Origin of the sequence: Mesorhizobium sp. M0047 (genome assembly GCF_040323315.1) — a bacterium.
In the GTDB taxonomy this organism is placed as follows: Bacteria; Pseudomonadota; Alphaproteobacteria; order Rhizobiales; family Rhizobiaceae; genus Mesorhizobium.
Map to the genome: position 1 here is coordinate 35,114 of NZ_JAMYUW010000043.1, position 17,541 is coordinate 52,654.

Below are 17,541 nucleotides of genomic sequence, written 5' to 3' on the forward strand. Positions count from 1 at the left end.
CCTCGCGCTGCTCAAAGTGTCGCCCGGCTTGGATGCCTCAAGAAACAATCCGCACCGGTACCGACTTTCCGGCTGGGACATGAGCCTTCTTGGCCCGGTGCCAGAGCGGGACCAGTGGGTTGAGTTCCGGATAGTAGCCGGCGCAATTGCCCTCGGGAATCGAATAAGGCGTAACGCGCAGGCCGTGAACGCGCCGCTCTACACCATCATGGGCATGGGTTTCGAGAGTGATATCCTGGCCCGCGCGCAGGCCGAAACGCCGGATGTCCGCCTCGTTCATCAACAGCACCATGCGCGTGCCATGGATGCCGCGCAATCTGTCGCTGTAGCCGTAGACGGTGGTGTTGAACTGGTCATTGGAACGCACGGTGATCAGCGTCAGCACCCGATCGCCGGAAAGGTCGATGTCGGGATTTGCCTCGAGCATGGTCGGCAACTTGAAATTGGCCTTCTTATTGGGCGTCTCCCACACGCGCTTCGACGCCTTGATGTCGCGATGGAAGCCGCCCGGGGTGAGAAACCGCTTGTTGAAGTCGCGAAAATGCTGGGGGTAGCACCGCTCGATCTCATCACGGATATGGGAATAGTCGGCAACCCATTGGTCCCAGGGAATTGAACTCCTGCCGGGCACCGTAGCCATGGCGAGTTCCGCAACGATCTTCGGTTCCGAGAGCAGATTTGGCGAAGCAGGGGGCCGCGAGCCAAAGGAGCCGTGTATGCAGGCGGTCGAATCTTCGACCGAAACCGTCTGGTCACCGCTCGCCTCGCGATCTCGTTCGAGCCGCGACAGGCAGGGTAGCAGATAGGTAACCGCCCCCGGAAAGAGATGGCTGCGGTTAAGCTTGGTCGCGATCTCGACATGCAGGCTGAGTCGACGCCAATGCTTTTCGATCAGGCCGGTCTCGGGCACCGCACGGACGAAATTGCCACCCAGAGCGATAAAGCCCTTCACCGATCCGCCGATGACGCCCTCGCAGGTCTCCACGGTGTCGAGGCCTTTCTGGCGCGGTGGCTGGAAGCCATAGAACTCGGCGAACTTGTCCAGTGGAGCGAGTTCGGGTTTCTCGGTTATGCCGACCGTGCGCTGGCCCTGGACATTGGAATGGCCGCGCAGGGGCGAAATGCCGGCGCCGGGTTTTCCGATATTGCCGCGCATCAGCAGCAGGTTGCACAGCATCTGGACGTTCTCGGTGCCATGCCTGTGTTGCGTCAGGCCCATGCCGTAATTGCCGATCACCGCCTTCGAAAGACTGTAGACTTCTGCGACATGCTCCAGATCGGCCCGCGCAATGCCTGACCGGCCGACAATCTCATCCCAGCGGGCGGCGCGCAGATAGGCTTCGAAATCGGCGAAGCCATGCGTATGTTCGGTGATGAAATCGACATCCAGGAGCCGCTGATTGCCGCGTTCACGCGCAGCGTCGTCGAGCGCCAGCAGAGCCTTTGCAATGCCGGTCATGGCTGCAATGTCGCCGCCGCCGCGGATTTGAAAGAAGTCGCTGGACATCTTGGTTCCCGGGCCGGGTGACAGCATGTCGACGGGATTTTGCGGGTTCTTGAACCGTTTTAGTCCCCTTTCCGGCAAAGGATTGAAGGTGAACACCGGCACCTGGCGTCGACGTGCCTCCTGCAATGGATGCAGCAGCCGAGGCGCGGTTACGCCGGTGTTGTGGCCGAAGAAGAACATCATGTCGCATTTCGCGAAGTCGTCGAGTTGTACGGTGCCCACAGGGGAGCCGATAGACTCCGGCAAACCCACCGAAGTGGATTCGTGGCACATGTTGGAAGAGTCCGGCAGGTTGGATGAACCGTAGATGCGCGCGAAGAGCTGATACATGAAGGAAGCCTCCAGCGAGGCTCGACCGGAGGTGTAGAAAACGACCGATTTCGGATCGAGTCGCCGCAGCTCTGTGGCGATCTCGCGGAACGCACGATCCCAGGCAACCGGCTCGTAGCGGTCGCTGACGGGATTATAGCGCAGCGGATCGGTAAGCCTGCCCTGCTTTTCCAGATCGTGATCAGGCCAGTCGAGCAGCTCCGTCACCTTGTGCTCTGCGAAGAAAGAAGGTCCGCAACGCAGCTTCGTCTGATCCCACATCGTTGCCTTGGCGCCGTTTTCGCAGAATTCAAAAGGCCTTGGCTGGGCCGGTTTCGCCCACGAGCAGGAAACACACATATAACCGTCCGCCTTGTTCTGCTTGAGCAGCGTGCTCCATATCCCTGAAAGCAAAAGGCCTTCGCCGCGCGCCTTGCGAGCCAGGGACCGAAGCGACCCCCAGCCGCCGGTCGGATGGTCGTATTTCTTTATCTCGATGTGATCGGTTACGGCGGGTTTCATGTCAGTCATCCTTGCACGAAGACTAAACAAACCCGACCCGCGACCAATTGTTCCCGCTGGCTCTGCGAAGCCGCAACCTCTTTCGAGCAGAGCCTGGAATGGCGATGTCTCGGAGCGCATGCGACGCGCGGCAGGCGCCGTCGTGGGAACATTTCCTTTGGTCAGCGATTGAAACACGACGCTGAGCACGACCGGAGCGGACGCGATGGGCATCTTGTCAGATATAGACAGAAAGCTGTCGGATAACCTTTACGAGTACGAGACCAGTCTCAGCGATCCTGCAGGGGATCTCCCCAAGGAGGTCGAGGAGAAGGTCGAACTGCTGATGCCGTTCGTCCAGCCTGACGCTCGCGAATTGGTCCGGGCGCAGATCCTGGGCCTCATTCACGAATATAGGAAGGGCGAGGCAGCGTCGCGCTAGGTGCCGGCCGCTGGGTGGGTCGATGACATGAATACCGGGCGATCCAAATCGAAATCACATACCAGACTCGCAGTTGTCTCGCGCCGGGGAGGGCAATCGTGTGACAGCAACGCGAGAAACGCATAGGATATATTCCGCCGGTAAATTCCAAGGTCGACTTCGCTCCCTATGCGTTATGTTGATTGCTACGGCGTTGACCGCATGCACGTCTTCGACAGACCAGGTATACCAGCAGTCGAGAACTGCGGCCTCCGCCGCACAGACGGCATCGATGGTCTTGGAAGCCTGGCTTGCTGGAGCGGCACCCCGGAACTACACGTCGCTGACATTGCAATCCGTCAGCCACATCTGGTCCGATGCCGAAGCGCAAATCCGATCGGCCGGTTCACCGGAGGACTCCGACCGAGCGGAGCTCATCAAGGCTCTCGAGCAGCTGTCGTCGGCGGCAGCAAGAGCGCAGACGGGATTACGGGATCGTGACCGCGCCAAGGTTGAACAAGCGGAGCGGGACCTGCGAAGAGCCGCCACGACGCTGGCCGCCTACGCCAAATCCTTGGCGCCGCAACAATGAAAAAGCTGCTCGAAATATCGTTGGGTGTCGTAACCAGCATTGGCGGCTTTCTCGAGATCGGCTCGATGGCTACGGCGGCTCAGGCCGGTGCGGCATTCCATTTCCAGCTGGTCTGGGCGGTCGTTCTGGGGACGATCTGCATCATCTTTCTCGTCGAGATGGCGGGTCGGTTCGCCGCTATAAGCCATCACACCATCGCCGATGGAATTCGCGAGCGATTTGGCTTCAACGTCTTTCTTTGGCCGCTGCTCGCGATCTTGCTGATCAACTTCCTGGTCATGTCGGCAGAGATCGGCGGCGTCGCCATTGCACTCGAACTCACCACCGGGATCGGTTTCCAGTGGTGGGCGCTGCTGGTGGCGTTGCTGGCGTGGTTGTTTCTCTGGAAAGGGACGTTCGGCCTTATCGAGAAAGGTGTTTCGATGCTCGGTCTGGTCACTCTGTGCTTTGTGGCCGGCGCCGTGATGCTCAAGCCCGACTGGGGTCAGGTCGCGGCGGGCGCGGTTCCCACGCTGCCGGCTCATGACCGGGCCAATTACTGGTTCATGGCCGTCAGTATTCTTGGAGCGTCGATCTCGCCCTATCTGTTCATGTTCTACTCGTCGGGCGCCATCGAGGACCAGTGGGACAGAAGTTATCTCGGTGCCAATCGCGCTATTGCGTCCCTTGGAATGACCTTTGGCGGCACGATCTCCATCGGTGTGCTGATCGTTGCCGCTCTCGTGCTTCCCGCCCACGGCATTGACCAGGTGGACGACTACCATCAATTGCCGCTGATGCTGATCCCGGTATTCGGCTTCTGGGGGTTTGTCCTGTTTGTCGCTTCGCTAGGCATTGCCTGCTTCGGCGCGACGCTCGAGGTCGGGCTGCAGCAAGCCTATCTCGTGGCCCAGGGCTTCGGCTGGACATGGGGCGAGGACCAGAAGCCGCGCGACAATCCAGGCTTCAGCACGGTTTACACGTTGTCGTTGTTCCTCAGCGCCTTGCCGATCGCTTTTGGCCTCGATCCGTTGAAGCTGACGATCTTCTCCATGGCTTTGACGGCTGCCAGCCTGCCGTTGAGCGTGATTCCCTTCGTCTTCCTGTTGAACGATGAACGTTACGTGGGCAAGCATTGCAATGGGATGATCTCGAACGCGGCGGTCGTCTTCATCATCGCACTTGGTTTCGTGCTGGCGGTCGTGACCATCCCATTGCAGATATTCGGAGGCACGTGATGGATCTGGTGCGCGACATTCTGGACAAGCAAGTGGTCGACCGCGAGCAGGTCAAGATCGGCAAAGTCGATGGGCTGGTGGCCGAACTGAGGCCGGGCAAGCCGCCCAGAGTGGCTGCGATCGAACTTGGGTCCATCACCCTGGCGCGTCGGCTTGGTCCGCGGCCCGGCCGCTGGATGATGCGATTGGCGGCAAAGCTGGGCGGCAAGGACCATGGCGAGCCGCATCGGATCGCCTGGAACAAGGTGCGCGACATTGGCGTCGATATCGAGTTCGACATCGATGTGCGCGAGACGGCGATCTTCGATTGGCAGAACTGGCTGCGGGACCACGTCATTGGCCGCATCCCGGGAGCGGGCTGATGAGGACGGTCAATCTCGAACAGCTTGCCGGGCGACGCGTGCTTTCGCAGCGCGGGGAGAGCGTCGGCTATATCGAGGAGATATGCGCCGAACAGGATGGGGATGATCTCGTGATTATCGAGTTCCATGTCGGTATCTATGCCGCATTCGAGCGTCTCTCCGCTTCAGCCATAGGCGCTGCGGTTCTCGACCTGTTCCGGCTACGCCGCGGCGGCGGCTTTTATCGCATTCCCTGGGACAAGATCGACATCTCCGATCCTGCACGGCCCAGGCTGCTATGTTCAAAAAAAGACCTTTCCCGAATGGAAGGCGGCCGCGAACATCCGCAGGGTAAAGGCCAGACCAGAACCTGACGAAAAGAGAGCTTGAAAGCCACGCGTGGAAGATTTGTCCGATGTCGCTAAGTGGCCTTGCTGCTTTCGACGTACTGCGCCAGCTTGTCGAGAGTCTGATAGCCGAATTCGACCGCGCCGAAGCCGATCCCCGCTTCGCGCTGAGCCTTCGTTGGATGCAACGATGCAACTGTCGCAAAGTGATGACGGTCTTTGCGTCGCTCTGTTCGTCAACGTGATGGTGGTGCGGAACAAGCCATGATCGTTGTCTTTTCGGTGCCGTGATTGAACTCGATCAAGTGCGGCCTCTCGATGCGCCGGAATTGCACATGGTTCGTATATCGCTTGCCGTCGAGCGCGGTCATGTCGAACCGCCATTCGCCGCCGACGCGAATATCTAACGATTTCGTATCAATCTTGACCCGGCCGGGCCGAACCACTGGGGAAGATGGCGCGGATCAGCCCATGCGGAGAAACCAGCTCTCGTGGCGCGTTGATCACGCGCGAGAGGACGCTCTCTCGATCAAGCGCGAGTGGACAGAGCCGATTCATTTTGCCTCGCGTTTGCGGGCATTGGGCTTTTCCTCTTCCTTCGTTTCTCTACGCAACCCAGTCGATCCAGCCAGTGCTCCCAGACTTCCCTTTGAGCCGCCAACCAAACCTCGATGGTGCGAGAGCTTCCCTCTGCAACGAGCACGTCCTGACGCGCCCGTTCTTTTCGGACGTAACGAGGCCGCTGCTCGCTAGAATGCCGATGTGCTTCATTAGGCTCGGCAGCGCCATTTCGAACGGCTTCGCCAGTTCTCCGACAGACGCCTCACCCTCACATAGCCGCATGACTATTGCCCGACGGGTCGCGTCGGAGAGGGTCCTGAAAATGTGGTCGAGTTGCATCGATGAAGCTCACTATAACGGGGGCAAACCGTCTATGAACGTTAGCCAGAAAAGCTAACTAAAAACTTGAGAGCATCGTCGTCAATCGAGTTCGCGAACGCATGAATCGACAGCGCATCGGGCCGGTTTATCAGTTCACGCCTTAGCGAAGAATGGCGGCGAGTATGAAGACCGCAGCTGCCACGAGCACGGCTATGGCAATCACCAAGATGGGCCAGTTGTTGCCGGGTAGTATGTCGGCTCGGTTCTCCATCGGCCGCATCGCATTGGCAAAGCTTGCTTGGTTCTTGAACCGCGACTGTCGTTTGGGAGATGGTTGCCCGGCGTCATTGGGTGTATCCGCCGCCTCAGCGTCGGTGCTGGACGGCGCGGCGGCTGGGTCGAACCCCGGCGTCTTGTCCAGCCCCGATTCCGTCCAGGCATGGGCTGTCTTCGCCGCAGGTTTCCGGTCCGTGGATGTGGCCATGATCGCCTCCTTTGCAGTCAGAACTTCTGTCTGGCTCGGAAGGTTCCAATCTATTGGATAACCCGCGGCGGCCTAAATTCCCGGGCAAAATCTCCGGAACATGGTTCTGGCCGCGGCGTTGAACGTCATGACACGAAATGAGCCGAAGAGGGACGGCGTCGCCATCGAAAGGGCAGTCGAATGTATCCCTTTGCTTTTCTGCATGAATTGGCCGCCGCCAGAGGCGATGGCCTTCGGCCCGAACTTGTCCGCCTGATGAAAGCGCGCGCAGTGCTCACAGCGCCGGGAATTGCACAGCTCCGGAAAAGGCGCGGAGACGATTTCGAACAGGCGGGGCCAAATCCCGTTGGACATGCCGGGGCCGCGCTTCCGGACGGGGTTTTGCGTTTTTCCGGCCGGGCCGGCGCGGAACCGCCGCGAGCGAAACGCCGTCGCGGCTCCAGAGCATAATCGCCTGCGGATGGATTCAGGTGATGGATTCAAATGAGGCGTAGGCCGTTCGAAGACTGTCGCCGCCCACTTGCGCGGATCCATAGGGCGGCCAGGAGCAGCGCGGCTCCGCCATAGAGCAGGCCGGCGGGAATCCACATCACCAGGCCAGCGAGTTGCTGATCCTCGAGCGGGCTGAGGTCCCACAGCTTCGAGCCGATGGCATTTTCCGGATACCAGAGCCTCGGCGAGACCACGAGCAACACCCCGAGCAGGCCGGTGTGCACAGAGGTGAAGAAAAGATGCATGACGGCCCTGCCACAGGCTTGTTCGTGGCCGGGCCGAGGCAGCAGCACCCACCAGAACAGGAGCCCGGTGCCGAGGAAGCTGGCGTGCTGGGCATAGTGCAAGGGGCCCTGTTGGAGGGCAGCCTCGAACAATGCCGGCACGTGCCATGCCCATATCGCCGCTCCGTGCAGGATGGTGGCGACCACAGGGCGGCTGATGAATGCCCAGATCGCCCGAAGCATGCCTGCACGCGCGGCCACGCCGAGCCCCTGGCGCACCCGCATCGGCAACGCCCACATCATCGGCGCGGTCGGGCAGGAAGCGACCAGCAGAGGCGCCGCGACCGCCATCAGCAATTCGTGCTCGATCATGTGAGCGGCAAAGATGCGCCCGCCTAGGGCATGGATCGGACTTACCAGCGCCACCGCCAACACGGCCCAGCCGGCGGCAAACAGCAACGCCCGCCGTGATCGCATGGGGCGCCCGCGTCCGCTCCGCCGCCAAAGCCGGATGGCGCCCGCAGCGTAGAGCGACGCGGCTGCCGCGAGCGGCAACGTGATGGGAAGCGCCAGCGTCCAGCCGGCTTCGGGGGCGCCGCTGCCATAACAGATCGAAGTCGAGAAGAGCGCGTCGAAGCTCATCGCCCGCACCCGCCGGGGAACAGCACCGATGAAGTCTGATTGCGATCCGTCACGCGGGACATCCATTGAAGATGCTTCAACGCGCGAAAGGCCCGGAAGTGGCAGTAGCCGGCAGTAAAATTTATCTTCGATGTGCCGCGGCCGATCTGGGTTATTTCGCTGTCAAAATCAGTATGCATGCGACGGAACCGGCGCACTGCAGAAATGTTTACCCGTCATGCAATCGGAGATGTGTCATGACCGAGGACGAAAACCGCTATGAAACCGGCGCGACCAAACACCCCGCCAAAGTCGGCGCGGATGCTGCGGATGAATTCTCCCAGGCTGCGGCCGGCAACAGGAAGCCTCCCGGTGGGATTGGGCTGACGCGGCGGATGGGCGAGGTGGACGACAAGACGCGCCAGTCGGAAGGGCAAGACCCGCCAAGGAAAAGCGCGCCTAAGCAAGCCACCCCGAGCCCGGCAACCGAAAAGACGTCCGGCGCCGGCCCGGCGGTCGCCGAGCGCTCGAAGGACGCCAAGGCTCCCAAGGGCGGCCGGCAGCCAGGCGCTTACGTCAAGACGTGATTGGCGGCGCGGGACAGGGTCAGCCCATCATCGTCTTCAGGGGCTCCTGGGCAAGGTTCTTTTCTATCTCCTGTCGACCCGGCGTTTCCTTCAGCGCGGTGCGCATGTTCTTGCGGTATTGATCCGGCATGCGCGGCGGCAGCATAGGCTCGTAGGCGTCGACGACGGCCTCTATGATCACGGGGCCCACGGTGGCGAAAGCGGCATCAAGAACGCCTTCAATGTCCTCGGGCCGGGTGATGCTGTAGCCGATGCCGCCCATCGCCTCGGCGGCCAGGGCGAAATCGATCGGCTGGAGTTCGCAGGCAAATTGCGGGTTGCCGAGAAACATCATCTGCTCCCAGGCAATCTGGTTCAGCATGTTATTCTTAATCACGAGGAGCTTGAGCGGAACCTTGTAGCGCACCGCCGTCGAAAATTCGCCAAGCTGCATGGCGAGCCCGCCGTCGCCAACCACTGCGAAGACTGGCCGGCCCGGGAAGGCTATCCCGCCGGCAATCGCATAGGGCAACCCACAGGCCATCGATGCGAGCGACCCGGAGACGGCGAAGTCCTGACCCGCCTTGATATCGATATGGCGGGCGGCAAGTTCGGTATTTTGGCCGGAGTCGGTGGCGAGGATGGCGTTGGCCGGCATGCGGTCGCCGAATGCCTTCACCACGCGTTGCGGCTTGAGCGGCACGTCGTCCTTGCCTTCAGCCTCGGCCATCATGCCGCGCCAGCGCCGCACACTCTGCCGGGCCTGTTCGAGAAATGACCTGTCCGTTTTCTGCTTCAATCTCTTGTTGAGCAATTGCAGCGTGACGGCGGCGTCGCCGACCAGGCCAGCCTCGACGGGATGCCGCAGGCCTATGCGCTGCGCATTGCGGTCGATCTGGATCCCGCGCGCCTTGCCGGGCTTGGGGTAGTATTCGATGTAGGGAAAGGTCGAGCCGACGATCAGCAGCGCCTCGCACTGCTCCATTATTTCCTGGGAGGCCAAAGTTCCCAATATGCCTATGCCGCCGACGACGTTCGGATGATCGTCCGGCAGCACGGCTTTGCCGAGCAGGGCCTTGGCGACGGGTGCGGCGAGCAGATCGGCGGTCCTCTCGAGCTCCGCCTTGGCATGCAGCGCGCCGCGTCCTGCGAGGATCGCTACTTTCGAGGCCGTGTTGAGAATGTCGGCCGCGAGATCGAGCTGGGCCTCGTCTGGTTGTTTGCTTCCTTCGAACCACCGGTCCGGCGTGTGCTTCGGCAGGTTGCGCATCGAGCGCTTCGCCGATGTCTGCTCCTGGACGTCGCTTGCTATCGACAGATGGGAAACGCCGCGTCCGGCAAGCGCGGAGCGGCAGGCCAGGCCGGCAACGCTTTCCATATGCGCCGCGTCGGCGACATGGGCGTTAAAGACGGTGACGTCGTTGAAGACACGGGTCAGATCGACATCCTGCTGTGTGAAGGTCTCGATCAGATCGTGGAATTGCATGCCGGTTATGGCCAGAACCGGCGCCTGATCGAGCTTTGCGTCGTAGAGGCCGGTGAGCAGGTGGGTGCCGCCCGGTCCGGAGGTGGCGAGACAGACGCCGAGCTTGCCGGTCCATTTTGCATAGGCCGTCGCCATGAACGCCGCCGATTCCTCGTGCCGCACCTGAACAAAACGGATCTTGTCCTGTCTGGTGCGCAGCGCCTCCATGATCCCGTTGATGCCGTCTCCCGGCAGGCCGAAGATCACGCGCACATCCCATGCGATGAGCGTGTCGACAAGTATCTCGGCGGTGTTGGGCATCGTAGCCTCCTCTGGTGTTGATGTGCTTGGCTTGGCCGGCGTTGCGGCGAACGGCACCTCGCTTCCAGCCGTTCGAACGCGCGGGCGTGGACATCTCGCGACCAGCGGCCGAACGGCGGACGGGCCGGGTTGTTCCATCGAAGCGGCAAAGCTGCCGCGAGCGAAAGCGCGGAACCGACACGGCATTTCGATGCAGCTTTCGCGAGGCAGTCCGGGGAGTCCGATACCCGCAGTCGACAAAGCGCTTGTTCGACGCCGTTCGGAACGATCCAGCCGCCTTGCCATTACCAAGAAAAGGCCCGGGTCCGAACACCTTGAGGAAGCGATGACCGGACGCCGAACCCATGAGCAGCAAATCCGCATCATCGAAGAACGGGAGAACACCAAGAATGCCGGCAAGGATTTTGATGCGAAGGCAGACCTGAAGCGGTCGGCCGCGGAACGAGAAGCGTTGCGCAAGGGATCGGATATCAGGACCGACACATCTGACCTGGTCGATCCCGACGACCGCGATATCCTTCGCGGCAAAAATCAGGAGAGCGTCCACAATTAGAACCGTGCCGACGAATAAGCACGGTTCCTTGCAGATCACTGGATACAGATGGAGCGTGAAAGCAGCGATCGGCGATCGGGCCGGAACCTTACCCGAACGGCATTCGTTCTTCGGTCGACGACTGCTCGTTCGCGCCGGTTGATACTGGCGCCAGACCCACCGTCGCGAGCCGAGAGCCGGCCTCGCGCCGGCAATCCAGCGACCGCCGATAGATCCGTTCGCGATGCCGGACACAAATGAAATCAAAGCAAACGAAAGCGAGAGCCGGCAGCAGCTCCTGCAGATGATGACGACGGAGCATTTCGTGCTGGAGACCGCCAGGGCCGCCACCATCCAGGAGGCCAACCAGCGCGCCAATCTGTTCTTGACGTCGGTGTCGAGCGCCACGATCGCGCTCGCCTTCGTGGCGCAGGTGACCAGGATGGGGCTGCCCTTCGTCCTGTTCAGCCTGATCATGCTGCCTTGCCTCTATTTCATCGGACTGGTGACCTTCGTCAGGGCCGTGCAGGTGGGCATCGAAGATATGGTCCATGCCCGTGGCATGGCACGCATCCGGCACTACTACACCGAGATCGCTCCCTCGATGGCGCGATATCTGGTTCACTCCACCCACGACGATCATCTGGCCTTGTTGGCCGATGTCGGCCTCAGGCCCAGACCCTGGCAGGCCTTCACCAGCACGGCGGGCATGGTGAATGTCGTCAATGGTGCAATCGCCGGCGTCTTTGCGGGCGTCATGATCAAGGCAGTCATCGGGTCGACGCTCGGTCTCGCCGTGGTTGCCGGCATTCTCGCCTTTGCGGTGAGTAATTGGTGCCTGTGGCAATATCATTCGCACAGCTGGGCAGGCGCGGAGCACAAGTTGAAGGTGCTGTTCCCGAGCGGGCCGGATCGTAGTGGCGCGGCCGTGCAACGATCCGAGGGAAGCATCGGAAGAGATGGTGAGCCCGAGGCAGGAAGGGGGACGCAATGACCGATCAGCCGGGGGTCCGCGGAATCTCGGCCACCTGTCGAAAGCGGCCGTTCTCCACCACGTTGAGCTAGTTTCCAATCGGTCCAAAACGTGCCGCATAGCGCTCTGCGAAATTGCTGGAACCAGGGACCCTGCCCAGTTCCGGCGTGGCGGAGAGTACGAGCACGCTTTCCGCAGTGGTCGCGGCCTCTCCAGCGGGCTCGAGAAAGTTCGTCATGTCCCAGCAGCCGTCGCCTGTGGCAAAGAGCTGGCCGAAGCCGGTGTAACGCAGAGCCCTCAAGATAGAGACCGACAAGGATCCCACACCCAAGACCACGACGGGTGGCGATCAGCCTCGAACGCCGCCGGCGCGCGGCTCTCCTCCAGCGCTGCTACTTCAAAGGTGGCGATCGTCTTCGGTGGGGCAGGGTTGCCTTGGCCAAGGGAGGGAAGCCAGAAGGGCGCGCTTGCCGCGACCGACATGCTCGCAGACCCGTTCGAAGGCCTACACACGCGGGCCGAGGACGAATATCGCCAGCAGCACAATAAAAAGCACGGTGGCGATCACGACACCCCACTTGAGGACTTTTCTGGTGCCGCGCAGTTCATCGTCGCGAGATAAATTCTCCGCCATTGCAGAATTCCTACCGGTGAACTTCGATTAATCGAAACGTGGAGCGTCTAGGTGTGGAGCCTCAACAGGTTGTCCTCGGTTAAGGCGAGGCGACTGATGGGCGGTTTTGACTTTAGGCTGCCGTGGAGGCGATGCCAATTATATCTGTGCAGCCAGACCGGCAGTTCGGCGGCGCGGTGGTCGGATGTCGGATAGGCAATGGCGTAGGCCCACTCCCTGAGCGCCGTCTGGATGAAGCGCTCGGCCTTGCCGTTGGTCTTGGGCGTATAGGGCCTTGTCGTGACATGCTTGAGGCCGAGATCGCGGCAGGCCTTGGCGAAGGCCTTCGACCTGTAGCAGGAGCCGTTGTCGGTCATGACGCGGGCGATCGCGACGCCGAGGCTGGCGTAGTAGGCAACCGCCGCCTTGAGGAAGGCGATGGCGCTTTCTTTTTTCTCGTCGGGCAGGATTTGCGAGAAGGCGATGCGGGAGGCGTCGTCGATGCAGACATGGACGAACTCCCAGCCGGCGCCACGCGACTTGCCCTTTTGCGGATCGCCGGTGATGCGATGGCCGACCTGGCTGAAGCGGCCGAGCTTCTTGATGTCGATGTGGATCATCTCGCCGGGGTGCGTAGCGCCGGACCGGTTCGGCCGGCTCGATATCCTTGAGCCGCGACAGCCCGGCGCGCTTGAGAACCCGGCTGACGGTGGCGGGCGAGACACCGACCTCCATGGCGATGTGCCTGCCGGTCCAACGCTGCCGCCGCAGCGCCACGATACGCTCGGCGATCGACGTGGCGGTGGCCTGTGGCATACGGGCAGGTCGCGAGGAACGATCGATCATGCCTTTGCTGCCCTCGGCCTTGTAGCGCTCGACCCAGCGCGCCACGATCTTGGCCGACACGCCGTAGGTGCGCGCCGCATCGGCTTGGGAAAGACGTCCCTCAATGACCGACAGCGCCATCTCCTCTCGACGCAGCGGCGTCAGACGGGCATTCTTGTGGATGTTCATTCGGACCCTCCGGTGAGTGCTGCAGCTTGGTAACTCCAGTCTCCTCGGTCCGGTCCGAATGGACAACCCTCTGAAAGCTCACATCTAGGCCGGTTCCCCTTGCGCGTGCAAATGCCGTCGCCGTGCTCTTGGTGTTCCAAGCAAAACCAAGGCGATGGCTGTTTCGGTCTGGCAAAGCGCACGCTTCACGCCGCGTCGCACTCGCAGACGTGATTTTCGATCCGCGCTGACGCACGCGGGACCGCTGTTCCTTCGGCAAGTCACCTCGGTTCATCGCTCATGGCGACAAGATTTCCACAGCACGACCCGATCGACGCCCGCTGCAAATGGCCCGGTCGGGTGTATCTATGCATGTCACCGGATTCCCCCAAAAAGCTCTAAAGCCTTAATTTGGTCCTCAGCGACCACGCCCAGTTGCGCAGGACGGCGCGTTTCTCTTCGACGGTCAAAAGAGGGTCGACGACAACTTCCATCGACGAGGCAAAAAGTGGCTCCGGGTCCGTCAATGCGGGCCGATAATGCGACGCCTGCGAAACAGCGCCGTAACTGGTCTGTAGCAACCCCAACTGGAGGCGGTTCCAGACAAGATCCGCGCCGGGCTGCAGCCGCTTCTCAGCATCGGAAGGTTCGACAATGGATTTTTCGGCCGCCGGGCTTCCTTGAACCCTGTACGCGAGGCCCTGACGTTCGGCATAGTCGATGGCCGCCTGAGCCGTCGAAAAATCGAGCTCCACTTGGGTCAGCGTGTCACAGCTTCCGGTGTAACCCATCAGGGGCTCGATGACGGATGCGATACGCCGCTCGAACACCAGCCGCCATCCTTTCGGTCGCGCACGGCCCGAGGTCATGACCGACCGGCAAGGCTTGTAGATCCGCGCGACCGCATCAGGCGGGAACTCGGATCTGCCGAATGACAGCGCTCGCCCGCAGTTGTCGTTTGCCGGGCCGAGACTTTGTACGACTGGTGTGACTTCACTTGCTTGCACTTCATTCGTCCCTCCCGTGGAGCGAAGGATGCGCCGGAGGCAGCTAGGTGCCGCCTCCGGCCTGCTCTATGCGTCAGTGGGTGATGGGGATACGCTTCACCTTCGACTGCGCATTCGGGTTCTTCGGCAGCGTCAGGGTGAGAACGCCATTGGCAAAGGACGCGCCTTGACGTTGTCATCCTCGACTTCATAGCCGAGGGGGATGCGCCGCTCGAAGTGGCCGTAGAATCGCTCGGAATAGCCCTTCTCTTCGGTCTCCGACCGCTTCTCGCCACGCAGGGTCAGCACGTCCTCATCGAGCAGGACTTCGATATCCTTCTCTTCCATACCGGGAACCTCGGCGGTGACGCGAAGCTCATTATCCGACTCCGAAATCTCCACCTTCGGCCAGCCGCCATCGAAAGGCGAAAGCTGCCCCGCAGTAGGCAAGCGCGTCTCGAAGCTCCTCAACACGTCATCAAAGAGCCTATTCACTTCGCGGTGAAGCGAAAGAAAGGGATCGCCACCGCTATAGATGCTCTGGGCCTGGTTGTTGTTACGGCCCCACGGGATAAGATCACGCATATTCATCTTCGTTAACCTCCACGTTCAATCGCGCGGCACCGGACGATTGCCGGTGCCTGTCGCTTCTGATTCACGCTGACTTCAGGCCGCGTTCTTTTCGGCTTCGATCTGCCGCGGCGCTGCCTTTGCCGTGCTGCCGGCGATGGCGATCCGGCGCGGTTTCATCTCTTCGGGAAGCTCGCGCTTGAGATCGATGTTCAGCAACCCATTGTCCAGGCTGGCGCCGACGACCTTCACATGGTCGGCCAGTTCGAACCGACGCTCGAAAGCGGGCCCGGCAATGCCGCGATAGAGGTACTGGCCATTGTCCTCGCCAGGTTGCGACCCACTCACAACCAACAGGTTAGGCTGATGAGTGATTGTCAGCTGATCCTGCGAGAAGCCGGCGACCGCCATGGTGATGCGATAGTCGTCCTCACCTGTCTTGGCGATGTCGTAGGGCGGCCAATTGTCTGTCGCGGTGACGCGGCTCGCATTTTCCAGCATGTCGAAGACGCGGTCGAAGCCGATGCTGGACCGGAACAGGGGGGCAAAACCAAGGTTTGTCCTCATAGCCATATCCTCCTTTGAGCAACATGGTTTGCAACAAGGCCTAAGAACCTCCTAGGCTCTACCGGCCCCATCTGGCGACCGGCAATTAGCTATTTATAACAGGACCTTGTGGCTTCAAGAGGGCGCATAGGAAAATTTTCAGCGAGCAGTGAAATTTCTTCGGTGCCCGGTAGATTTCGGATCATAAGGCCGAAGGCTAGTGTCCATATATCAAAACAAATTCGACAATGAGGAAAACCACGCCCCAAGCGATTTTGCAGCCTTCCACCTCGATCGCTGTCCTGCGTGGTTTCGATGGAAGGACATTTCACGCTGGCGGGCCTCGGTGAGAAATGAGTTCGCCGCACACGCTACCGGCTCTCTTGGCATCCGCCATTCACCTACGATTTCGCGCAACCAAGTCAGTTTGCCAGCATTATTAAAAAAAAGCACCGAAGGAAACCCATGTTGCACCATAGCATGCCTCGGGAATTTGAGATCGGTGACGAAGTGGCGCTGACCAGTACGGTGATCACGGTTCTCCCCAGCGGGCGCGCTAGAGTAAGCATCCCATCATATAACCATCCCTATGCGATCGATCCGCCACCTAAAACCCGAGCAGGAGATAAGGTCCTTCTCGTTGGAGATGTTACTCGCGTCGATCGCGAAGCCGATAAATTGACGGTGCGGATTGATTGCGGAGGCCTGATTACCGTCGACAAGGCGGCGATTACCAGGCTGAAGAAGCACCGCCGAGCTCAAGCGGGTTGAAGCCGGACAGGGAAGTTTCTGCGCACGATGCGCTCGTGAAATTCCGCCGTGAACGGCACGTCCTGATCGGAGTTCCGGCAACGCAACGCTCGAAGCCTCGCCAATGACGGCCGATAGGTGCTTATCAGCTGTCCGCCGCAGCTGGAATACGCCGTGAGCTTGAGGCCAGGAAGGGATACCACAAATCTGTTACGCCGTCCGAGCGTCGCGGCAACCGTCTACCAGCCTTGCCTGCCATACCACTCGTCAATGTCCCGGCGAACCTGATCCTTCTCCAGGCCGTAACGCTCCTGAATGATGCCTTCCAGTTGGTCGCGTTTACCGCCGATGCGGTCTAGGTCGTCGTCCGTAAGTTTGCCCCACTGTTCCTTGACCTTGCCCTTAACCTGCTTCCAATTTCCTTCGACGCGGTCCCAATCCATGGCAGTGTTCTCCTGGTTTCCGAAATGAAAACGTTATCCGGTAAGAGAAGTTCCTGCTGATTTTGAAACGCGGGCTCACATAGGTACCGCGCCGTGCTTGCCACCAGCACGATCGTTACGCTCGAAAGGCCTTTGCGATCCCTCATGACGCTGCAGAAATCCGTGCCCAAATGCTGGCCCATGCCGGCAAGAGCGGCCGCAGGGTCGTCTCAGCCTTCATCGGCACCGCTTTCGCCCAGGAGACGCCCGAGGCCGCGTCCGTACAATGGCGCACCGTCGCCGACCAGATCCGGCCGAAGGTGCCGAAATTGGCGACAATCATGGACGACGCCGAGCCCGACGTGCTGGCCTACATGACCTTCCCGAAGGAACATCGCGCCAAGCTCCACTCGACGAATCCGATCGAGCGTCTCAACGGCGAGATCAAGCGGCGCACCGAGGTCGTCGGAATCTTCCCGAACGACGATGCGATCGTGCGCCTCGTCGGCGCCCTGCTGCTCGAACAGAACGATGAATGGGCCGTCCAGCGCGCAAGATACATGACACTGGAAACGATGTCGCAGATGAGCGATGATCCTCTGATCAGCTTGCCAGCCGTGGCGCGCTGATCAGCCCGGCCAATGCCGGAGAGCACGGCGACCAAAGCCGTCAGCTACACCACTCCCAGGGACACGATCCGAGAAGCCGCTCACGCGGGCATCCCTGAGCATCTTCAGAGCCTCTTCTTTGGTGAGGCCGCACTTGCGCGCAAAATAGTTTGCCTCGATCGCTCTTTCACGATCCGCCTGAGACTGCCTGCATTGCTTAGCCTTTTTGCTCATCGATCTATCTATCGTTTCGCTGAC

Annotated in this window: 19 protein-coding genes and 4 pseudogenes; 10 read left to right on the top strand and 13 right to left on the bottom strand. The window is 60.7% G+C overall.

Features of this window, described 5'->3' with window-relative positions:
* Positions 1–37 precede the first annotated feature (37 nt).
* Positions 38–2,338, bottom strand: a complete 2,301-nt coding sequence (locus NKJ89_RS29145) for an FdhF/YdeP family oxidoreductase (protein WP_352607607.1) — start codon at positions 2,336–2,338, stop codon at positions 38–40.
* A gap of 205 nt (positions 2,339–2,543) precedes the next feature.
* Here NKJ89_RS29145 and NKJ89_RS29150 point away from each other — a divergent pair, with 205 nt between their 5' ends.
* From NKJ89_RS29150 to NKJ89_RS29170, 5 genes are all read left to right on the top strand, one after another.
* Positions 2,544–2,759: a hypothetical protein gene (locus NKJ89_RS29150; protein WP_352487382.1), complete on the top strand. Its 216-nt coding sequence runs from the start codon at positions 2,544–2,546 to the stop codon at positions 2,757–2,759.
* Between the two features lie 271 nt (positions 2,760–3,030).
* A complete protein-coding gene (locus tag NKJ89_RS29155) occupies positions 3,031–3,330 on the top strand; it encodes a hypothetical protein (protein ID WP_352607609.1) in 300 nt (99 codons plus the stop codon).
* Positions 3,327–4,547 (top strand): NRAMP family divalent metal transporter, encoded by a 1,221-nt coding sequence (locus NKJ89_RS29160; RefSeq protein ID WP_352607611.1) that lies wholly within the window; start codon positions 3,327–3,329, stop codon positions 4,545–4,547. Before NKJ89_RS29155 ends, NKJ89_RS29160 begins: the two co-directional genes overlap by 4 nt.
* Positions 4,547–4,909, top strand: coding sequence for a hypothetical protein (locus NKJ89_RS29165; protein ID WP_352607613.1), 363 nt, complete (start codon positions 4,547–4,549; stop codon positions 4,907–4,909). The genes NKJ89_RS29160 and NKJ89_RS29165 overlap by 1 nt, the downstream gene beginning before the upstream one ends.
* Entirely contained in the window at positions 4,909–5,262 is a 354-nt protein-coding gene (locus NKJ89_RS29170) for a hypothetical protein (protein ID WP_352607615.1), read from the top strand. Before NKJ89_RS29165 ends, NKJ89_RS29170 begins: the two co-directional genes overlap by 1 nt.
* Before the next feature lie 47 nt (positions 5,263–5,309).
* On the opposite strand, the pseudogene NKJ89_RS29175 reads toward NKJ89_RS29170, so the two are convergent.
* From NKJ89_RS29175 to NKJ89_RS29195, 5 genes and pseudogenes are all read right to left on the bottom strand, one after another.
* Positions 5,310–5,793, bottom strand: a pseudogene (locus NKJ89_RS29175) (SRPBCC family protein).
* A gap of 48 nt (positions 5,794–5,841) precedes the next feature.
* Positions 5,842–6,135 carry an ArsR/SmtB family transcription factor gene (locus NKJ89_RS29180; RefSeq protein WP_352607616.1) on the bottom strand — a complete coding sequence of 98 codons (294 nt, stop codon included), beginning with the start codon at positions 6,133–6,135 and terminating at the stop codon, positions 5,842–5,844.
* 142 nt (positions 6,136–6,277) lie between these two features.
* A complete protein-coding gene (locus NKJ89_RS29185) occupies positions 6,278–6,601 on the bottom strand; it encodes a hypothetical protein (RefSeq protein ID WP_352607618.1) in 324 nt (107 codons plus the stop codon).
* A 72-nt stretch (positions 6,602–6,673) separates the two neighbouring features.
* Positions 6,674–6,955 (bottom strand): hypothetical protein, encoded by a 282-nt coding sequence (locus tag NKJ89_RS29190; RefSeq protein ID WP_352607620.1) that lies wholly within the window; start codon positions 6,953–6,955, stop codon positions 6,674–6,676.
* A 125-nt stretch (positions 6,956–7,080) separates the two neighbouring features.
* Entirely contained in the window at positions 7,081–8,025 is a 945-nt protein-coding gene (locus NKJ89_RS29195) for a cytochrome c oxidase assembly protein (protein WP_352607622.1), read from the bottom strand.
* 170 nt (positions 8,026–8,195) lie between these two features.
* Between NKJ89_RS29195 and NKJ89_RS29200 the strand changes: the two genes are divergently transcribed.
* Positions 8,196–8,525: a hypothetical protein gene (locus NKJ89_RS29200; RefSeq protein ID WP_352607624.1), complete on the top strand. Its 330-nt coding sequence runs from the start codon at positions 8,196–8,198 to the stop codon at positions 8,523–8,525.
* 19 nt (positions 8,526–8,544) lie between these two features.
* Here the strand turns inward: NKJ89_RS29200 and NKJ89_RS29205 are convergent, their stop codons facing one another.
* Positions 8,545–10,290: a thiamine pyrophosphate-dependent enzyme gene (locus NKJ89_RS29205; protein ID WP_352607626.1), complete on the bottom strand. Its 1,746-nt coding sequence runs from the start codon at positions 10,288–10,290 to the stop codon at positions 8,545–8,547.
* 325 nt (positions 10,291–10,615) lie between these two features.
* On the opposite strand from NKJ89_RS29205, the gene NKJ89_RS29210 reads away from it, so the two are divergent.
* Positions 10,616–10,843, top strand: a complete 228-nt coding sequence (locus NKJ89_RS29210; protein WP_352607628.1) for a hypothetical protein — start codon at positions 10,616–10,618, stop codon at positions 10,841–10,843.
* A 223-nt stretch (positions 10,844–11,066) separates the two neighbouring features.
* Positions 11,067–11,816 (top strand): hypothetical protein, encoded by a 750-nt coding sequence (locus NKJ89_RS29215; protein WP_352607630.1) that lies wholly within the window; start codon positions 11,067–11,069, stop codon positions 11,814–11,816.
* Between the two features lie 484 nt (positions 11,817–12,300).
* Here NKJ89_RS29215 and NKJ89_RS29220 read toward each other — a convergent pair whose 3' ends face one another.
* From NKJ89_RS29220 to NKJ89_RS29240, 5 genes and pseudogenes are all read right to left on the bottom strand, one after another.
* Positions 12,301–12,429, bottom strand: coding sequence for a hypothetical protein (locus NKJ89_RS29220; protein ID WP_352607632.1), 129 nt, complete (start codon positions 12,427–12,429; stop codon positions 12,301–12,303).
* Positions 12,430–12,476: 47 nt separating this feature from the next.
* Positions 12,477–13,422: pseudogene (locus tag NKJ89_RS29225) on the bottom strand (IS481 family transposase).
* Between the two features lie 377 nt (positions 13,423–13,799).
* Complete coding sequence (locus NKJ89_RS29230) at positions 13,800–14,408, bottom strand: NADH dehydrogenase ubiquinone Fe-S protein 4 (protein WP_352607634.1); 609 nt, start codon at positions 14,406–14,408, stop codon at positions 13,800–13,802.
* 73 nt (positions 14,409–14,481) lie between these two features.
* Positions 14,482–14,978, bottom strand: a pseudogene (locus tag NKJ89_RS29235) (Hsp20/alpha crystallin family protein).
* A gap of 75 nt (positions 14,979–15,053) precedes the next feature.
* Positions 15,054–15,524, bottom strand: coding sequence for an Hsp20 family protein (locus tag NKJ89_RS29240; RefSeq protein WP_352607636.1), 471 nt, complete (start codon positions 15,522–15,524; stop codon positions 15,054–15,056).
* Positions 15,525–15,968: 444 nt separating this feature from the next.
* Between NKJ89_RS29240 and NKJ89_RS29245 the strand changes: the two genes are divergently transcribed.
* Positions 15,969–16,274 carry a hypothetical protein gene (locus NKJ89_RS29245; protein WP_352607638.1) on the top strand — a complete coding sequence of 102 codons (306 nt, stop codon included), beginning with the start codon at positions 15,969–15,971 and terminating at the stop codon, positions 16,272–16,274.
* Positions 16,275–16,492: 218 nt separating this feature from the next.
* Here NKJ89_RS29245 and NKJ89_RS29250 read toward each other — a convergent pair whose 3' ends face one another.
* Positions 16,493–16,696: a CsbD family protein gene (locus NKJ89_RS29250; RefSeq protein WP_352607640.1), complete on the bottom strand. Its 204-nt coding sequence runs from the start codon at positions 16,694–16,696 to the stop codon at positions 16,493–16,495.
* Between the two features lie 173 nt (positions 16,697–16,869).
* On the opposite strand from NKJ89_RS29250, the pseudogene NKJ89_RS29255 reads away from it, so the two are divergent.
* Positions 16,870–17,304: pseudogene (locus NKJ89_RS29255) on the top strand (transposase); the annotation flags it as partial.
* Between the last annotated feature and the right edge of the window lie 237 nt (positions 17,305–17,541).

Bases quoted from the DNA above. Each gene is read 5' to 3' on its own strand.
- NKJ89_RS29160 (WP_352607611.1), top strand. From the start codon at position 3,327: ATGAAAAAGCTGCTCGAAATATCGTTGGGTGTCGTAACCAGCATTGGC.
- NKJ89_RS29210 (WP_352607628.1), top strand. From the start codon at position 10,616: ATGACCGGACGCCGAACCCATGAGCAGCAAATCCGCATCATCGAAGAA.
- NKJ89_RS29240 (WP_352607636.1), bottom strand. From the start codon at position 15,524: ATGAGGACAAACCTTGGTTTTGCCCCCCTGTTCCGGTCCAGCATCGGC.
- NKJ89_RS29245 (WP_352607638.1), top strand. From the start codon at position 15,969: ATGTTGCACCATAGCATGCCTCGGGAATTTGAGATCGGTGACGAAGTG.
- NKJ89_RS29185 (WP_352607618.1), bottom strand. From the start codon at position 6,601: ATGGCCACATCCACGGACCGGAAACCTGCGGCGAAGACAGCCCATGCC.
- NKJ89_RS29195 (WP_352607622.1), bottom strand. From the start codon at position 8,025: ATGGATGTCCCGCGTGACGGATCGCAATCAGACTTCATCGGTGCTGTT.
- NKJ89_RS29190 (WP_352607620.1), bottom strand. From the start codon at position 6,955: ATGTCCAACGGGATTTGGCCCCGCCTGTTCGAAATCGTCTCCGCGCCT.
- NKJ89_RS29145 (WP_352607607.1), bottom strand. From the start codon at position 2,338: ATGAAACCCGCCGTAACCGATCACATCGAGATAAAGAAATACGACCAT.
- NKJ89_RS29170 (WP_352607615.1), top strand. From the start codon at position 4,909: ATGAGGACGGTCAATCTCGAACAGCTTGCCGGGCGACGCGTGCTTTCG.
- NKJ89_RS29200 (WP_352607624.1), top strand. From the start codon at position 8,196: ATGACCGAGGACGAAAACCGCTATGAAACCGGCGCGACCAAACACCCC.
- NKJ89_RS29205 (WP_352607626.1), bottom strand. From the start codon at position 10,290: ATGCCCAACACCGCCGAGATACTTGTCGACACGCTCATCGCATGGGAT.
- NKJ89_RS29215 (WP_352607630.1), top strand. From the start codon at position 11,067: ATGCCGGACACAAATGAAATCAAAGCAAACGAAAGCGAGAGCCGGCAG.
- NKJ89_RS29165 (WP_352607613.1), top strand. From the start codon at position 4,547: ATGGATCTGGTGCGCGACATTCTGGACAAGCAAGTGGTCGACCGCGAG.
- NKJ89_RS29250 (WP_352607640.1), bottom strand. From the start codon at position 16,696: ATGGATTGGGACCGCGTCGAAGGAAATTGGAAGCAGGTTAAGGGCAAG.
- NKJ89_RS29180 (WP_352607616.1), bottom strand. From the start codon at position 6,135: ATGCAACTCGACCACATTTTCAGGACCCTCTCCGACGCGACCCGTCGG.
- NKJ89_RS29155 (WP_352607609.1), top strand. From the start codon at position 3,031: ATGGTCTTGGAAGCCTGGCTTGCTGGAGCGGCACCCCGGAACTACACG.
- NKJ89_RS29220 (WP_352607632.1), bottom strand. From the start codon at position 12,429: ATGGCGGAGAATTTATCTCGCGACGATGAACTGCGCGGCACCAGAAAA.
- NKJ89_RS29150 (WP_352487382.1), top strand. From the start codon at position 2,544: ATGGGCATCTTGTCAGATATAGACAGAAAGCTGTCGGATAACCTTTAC.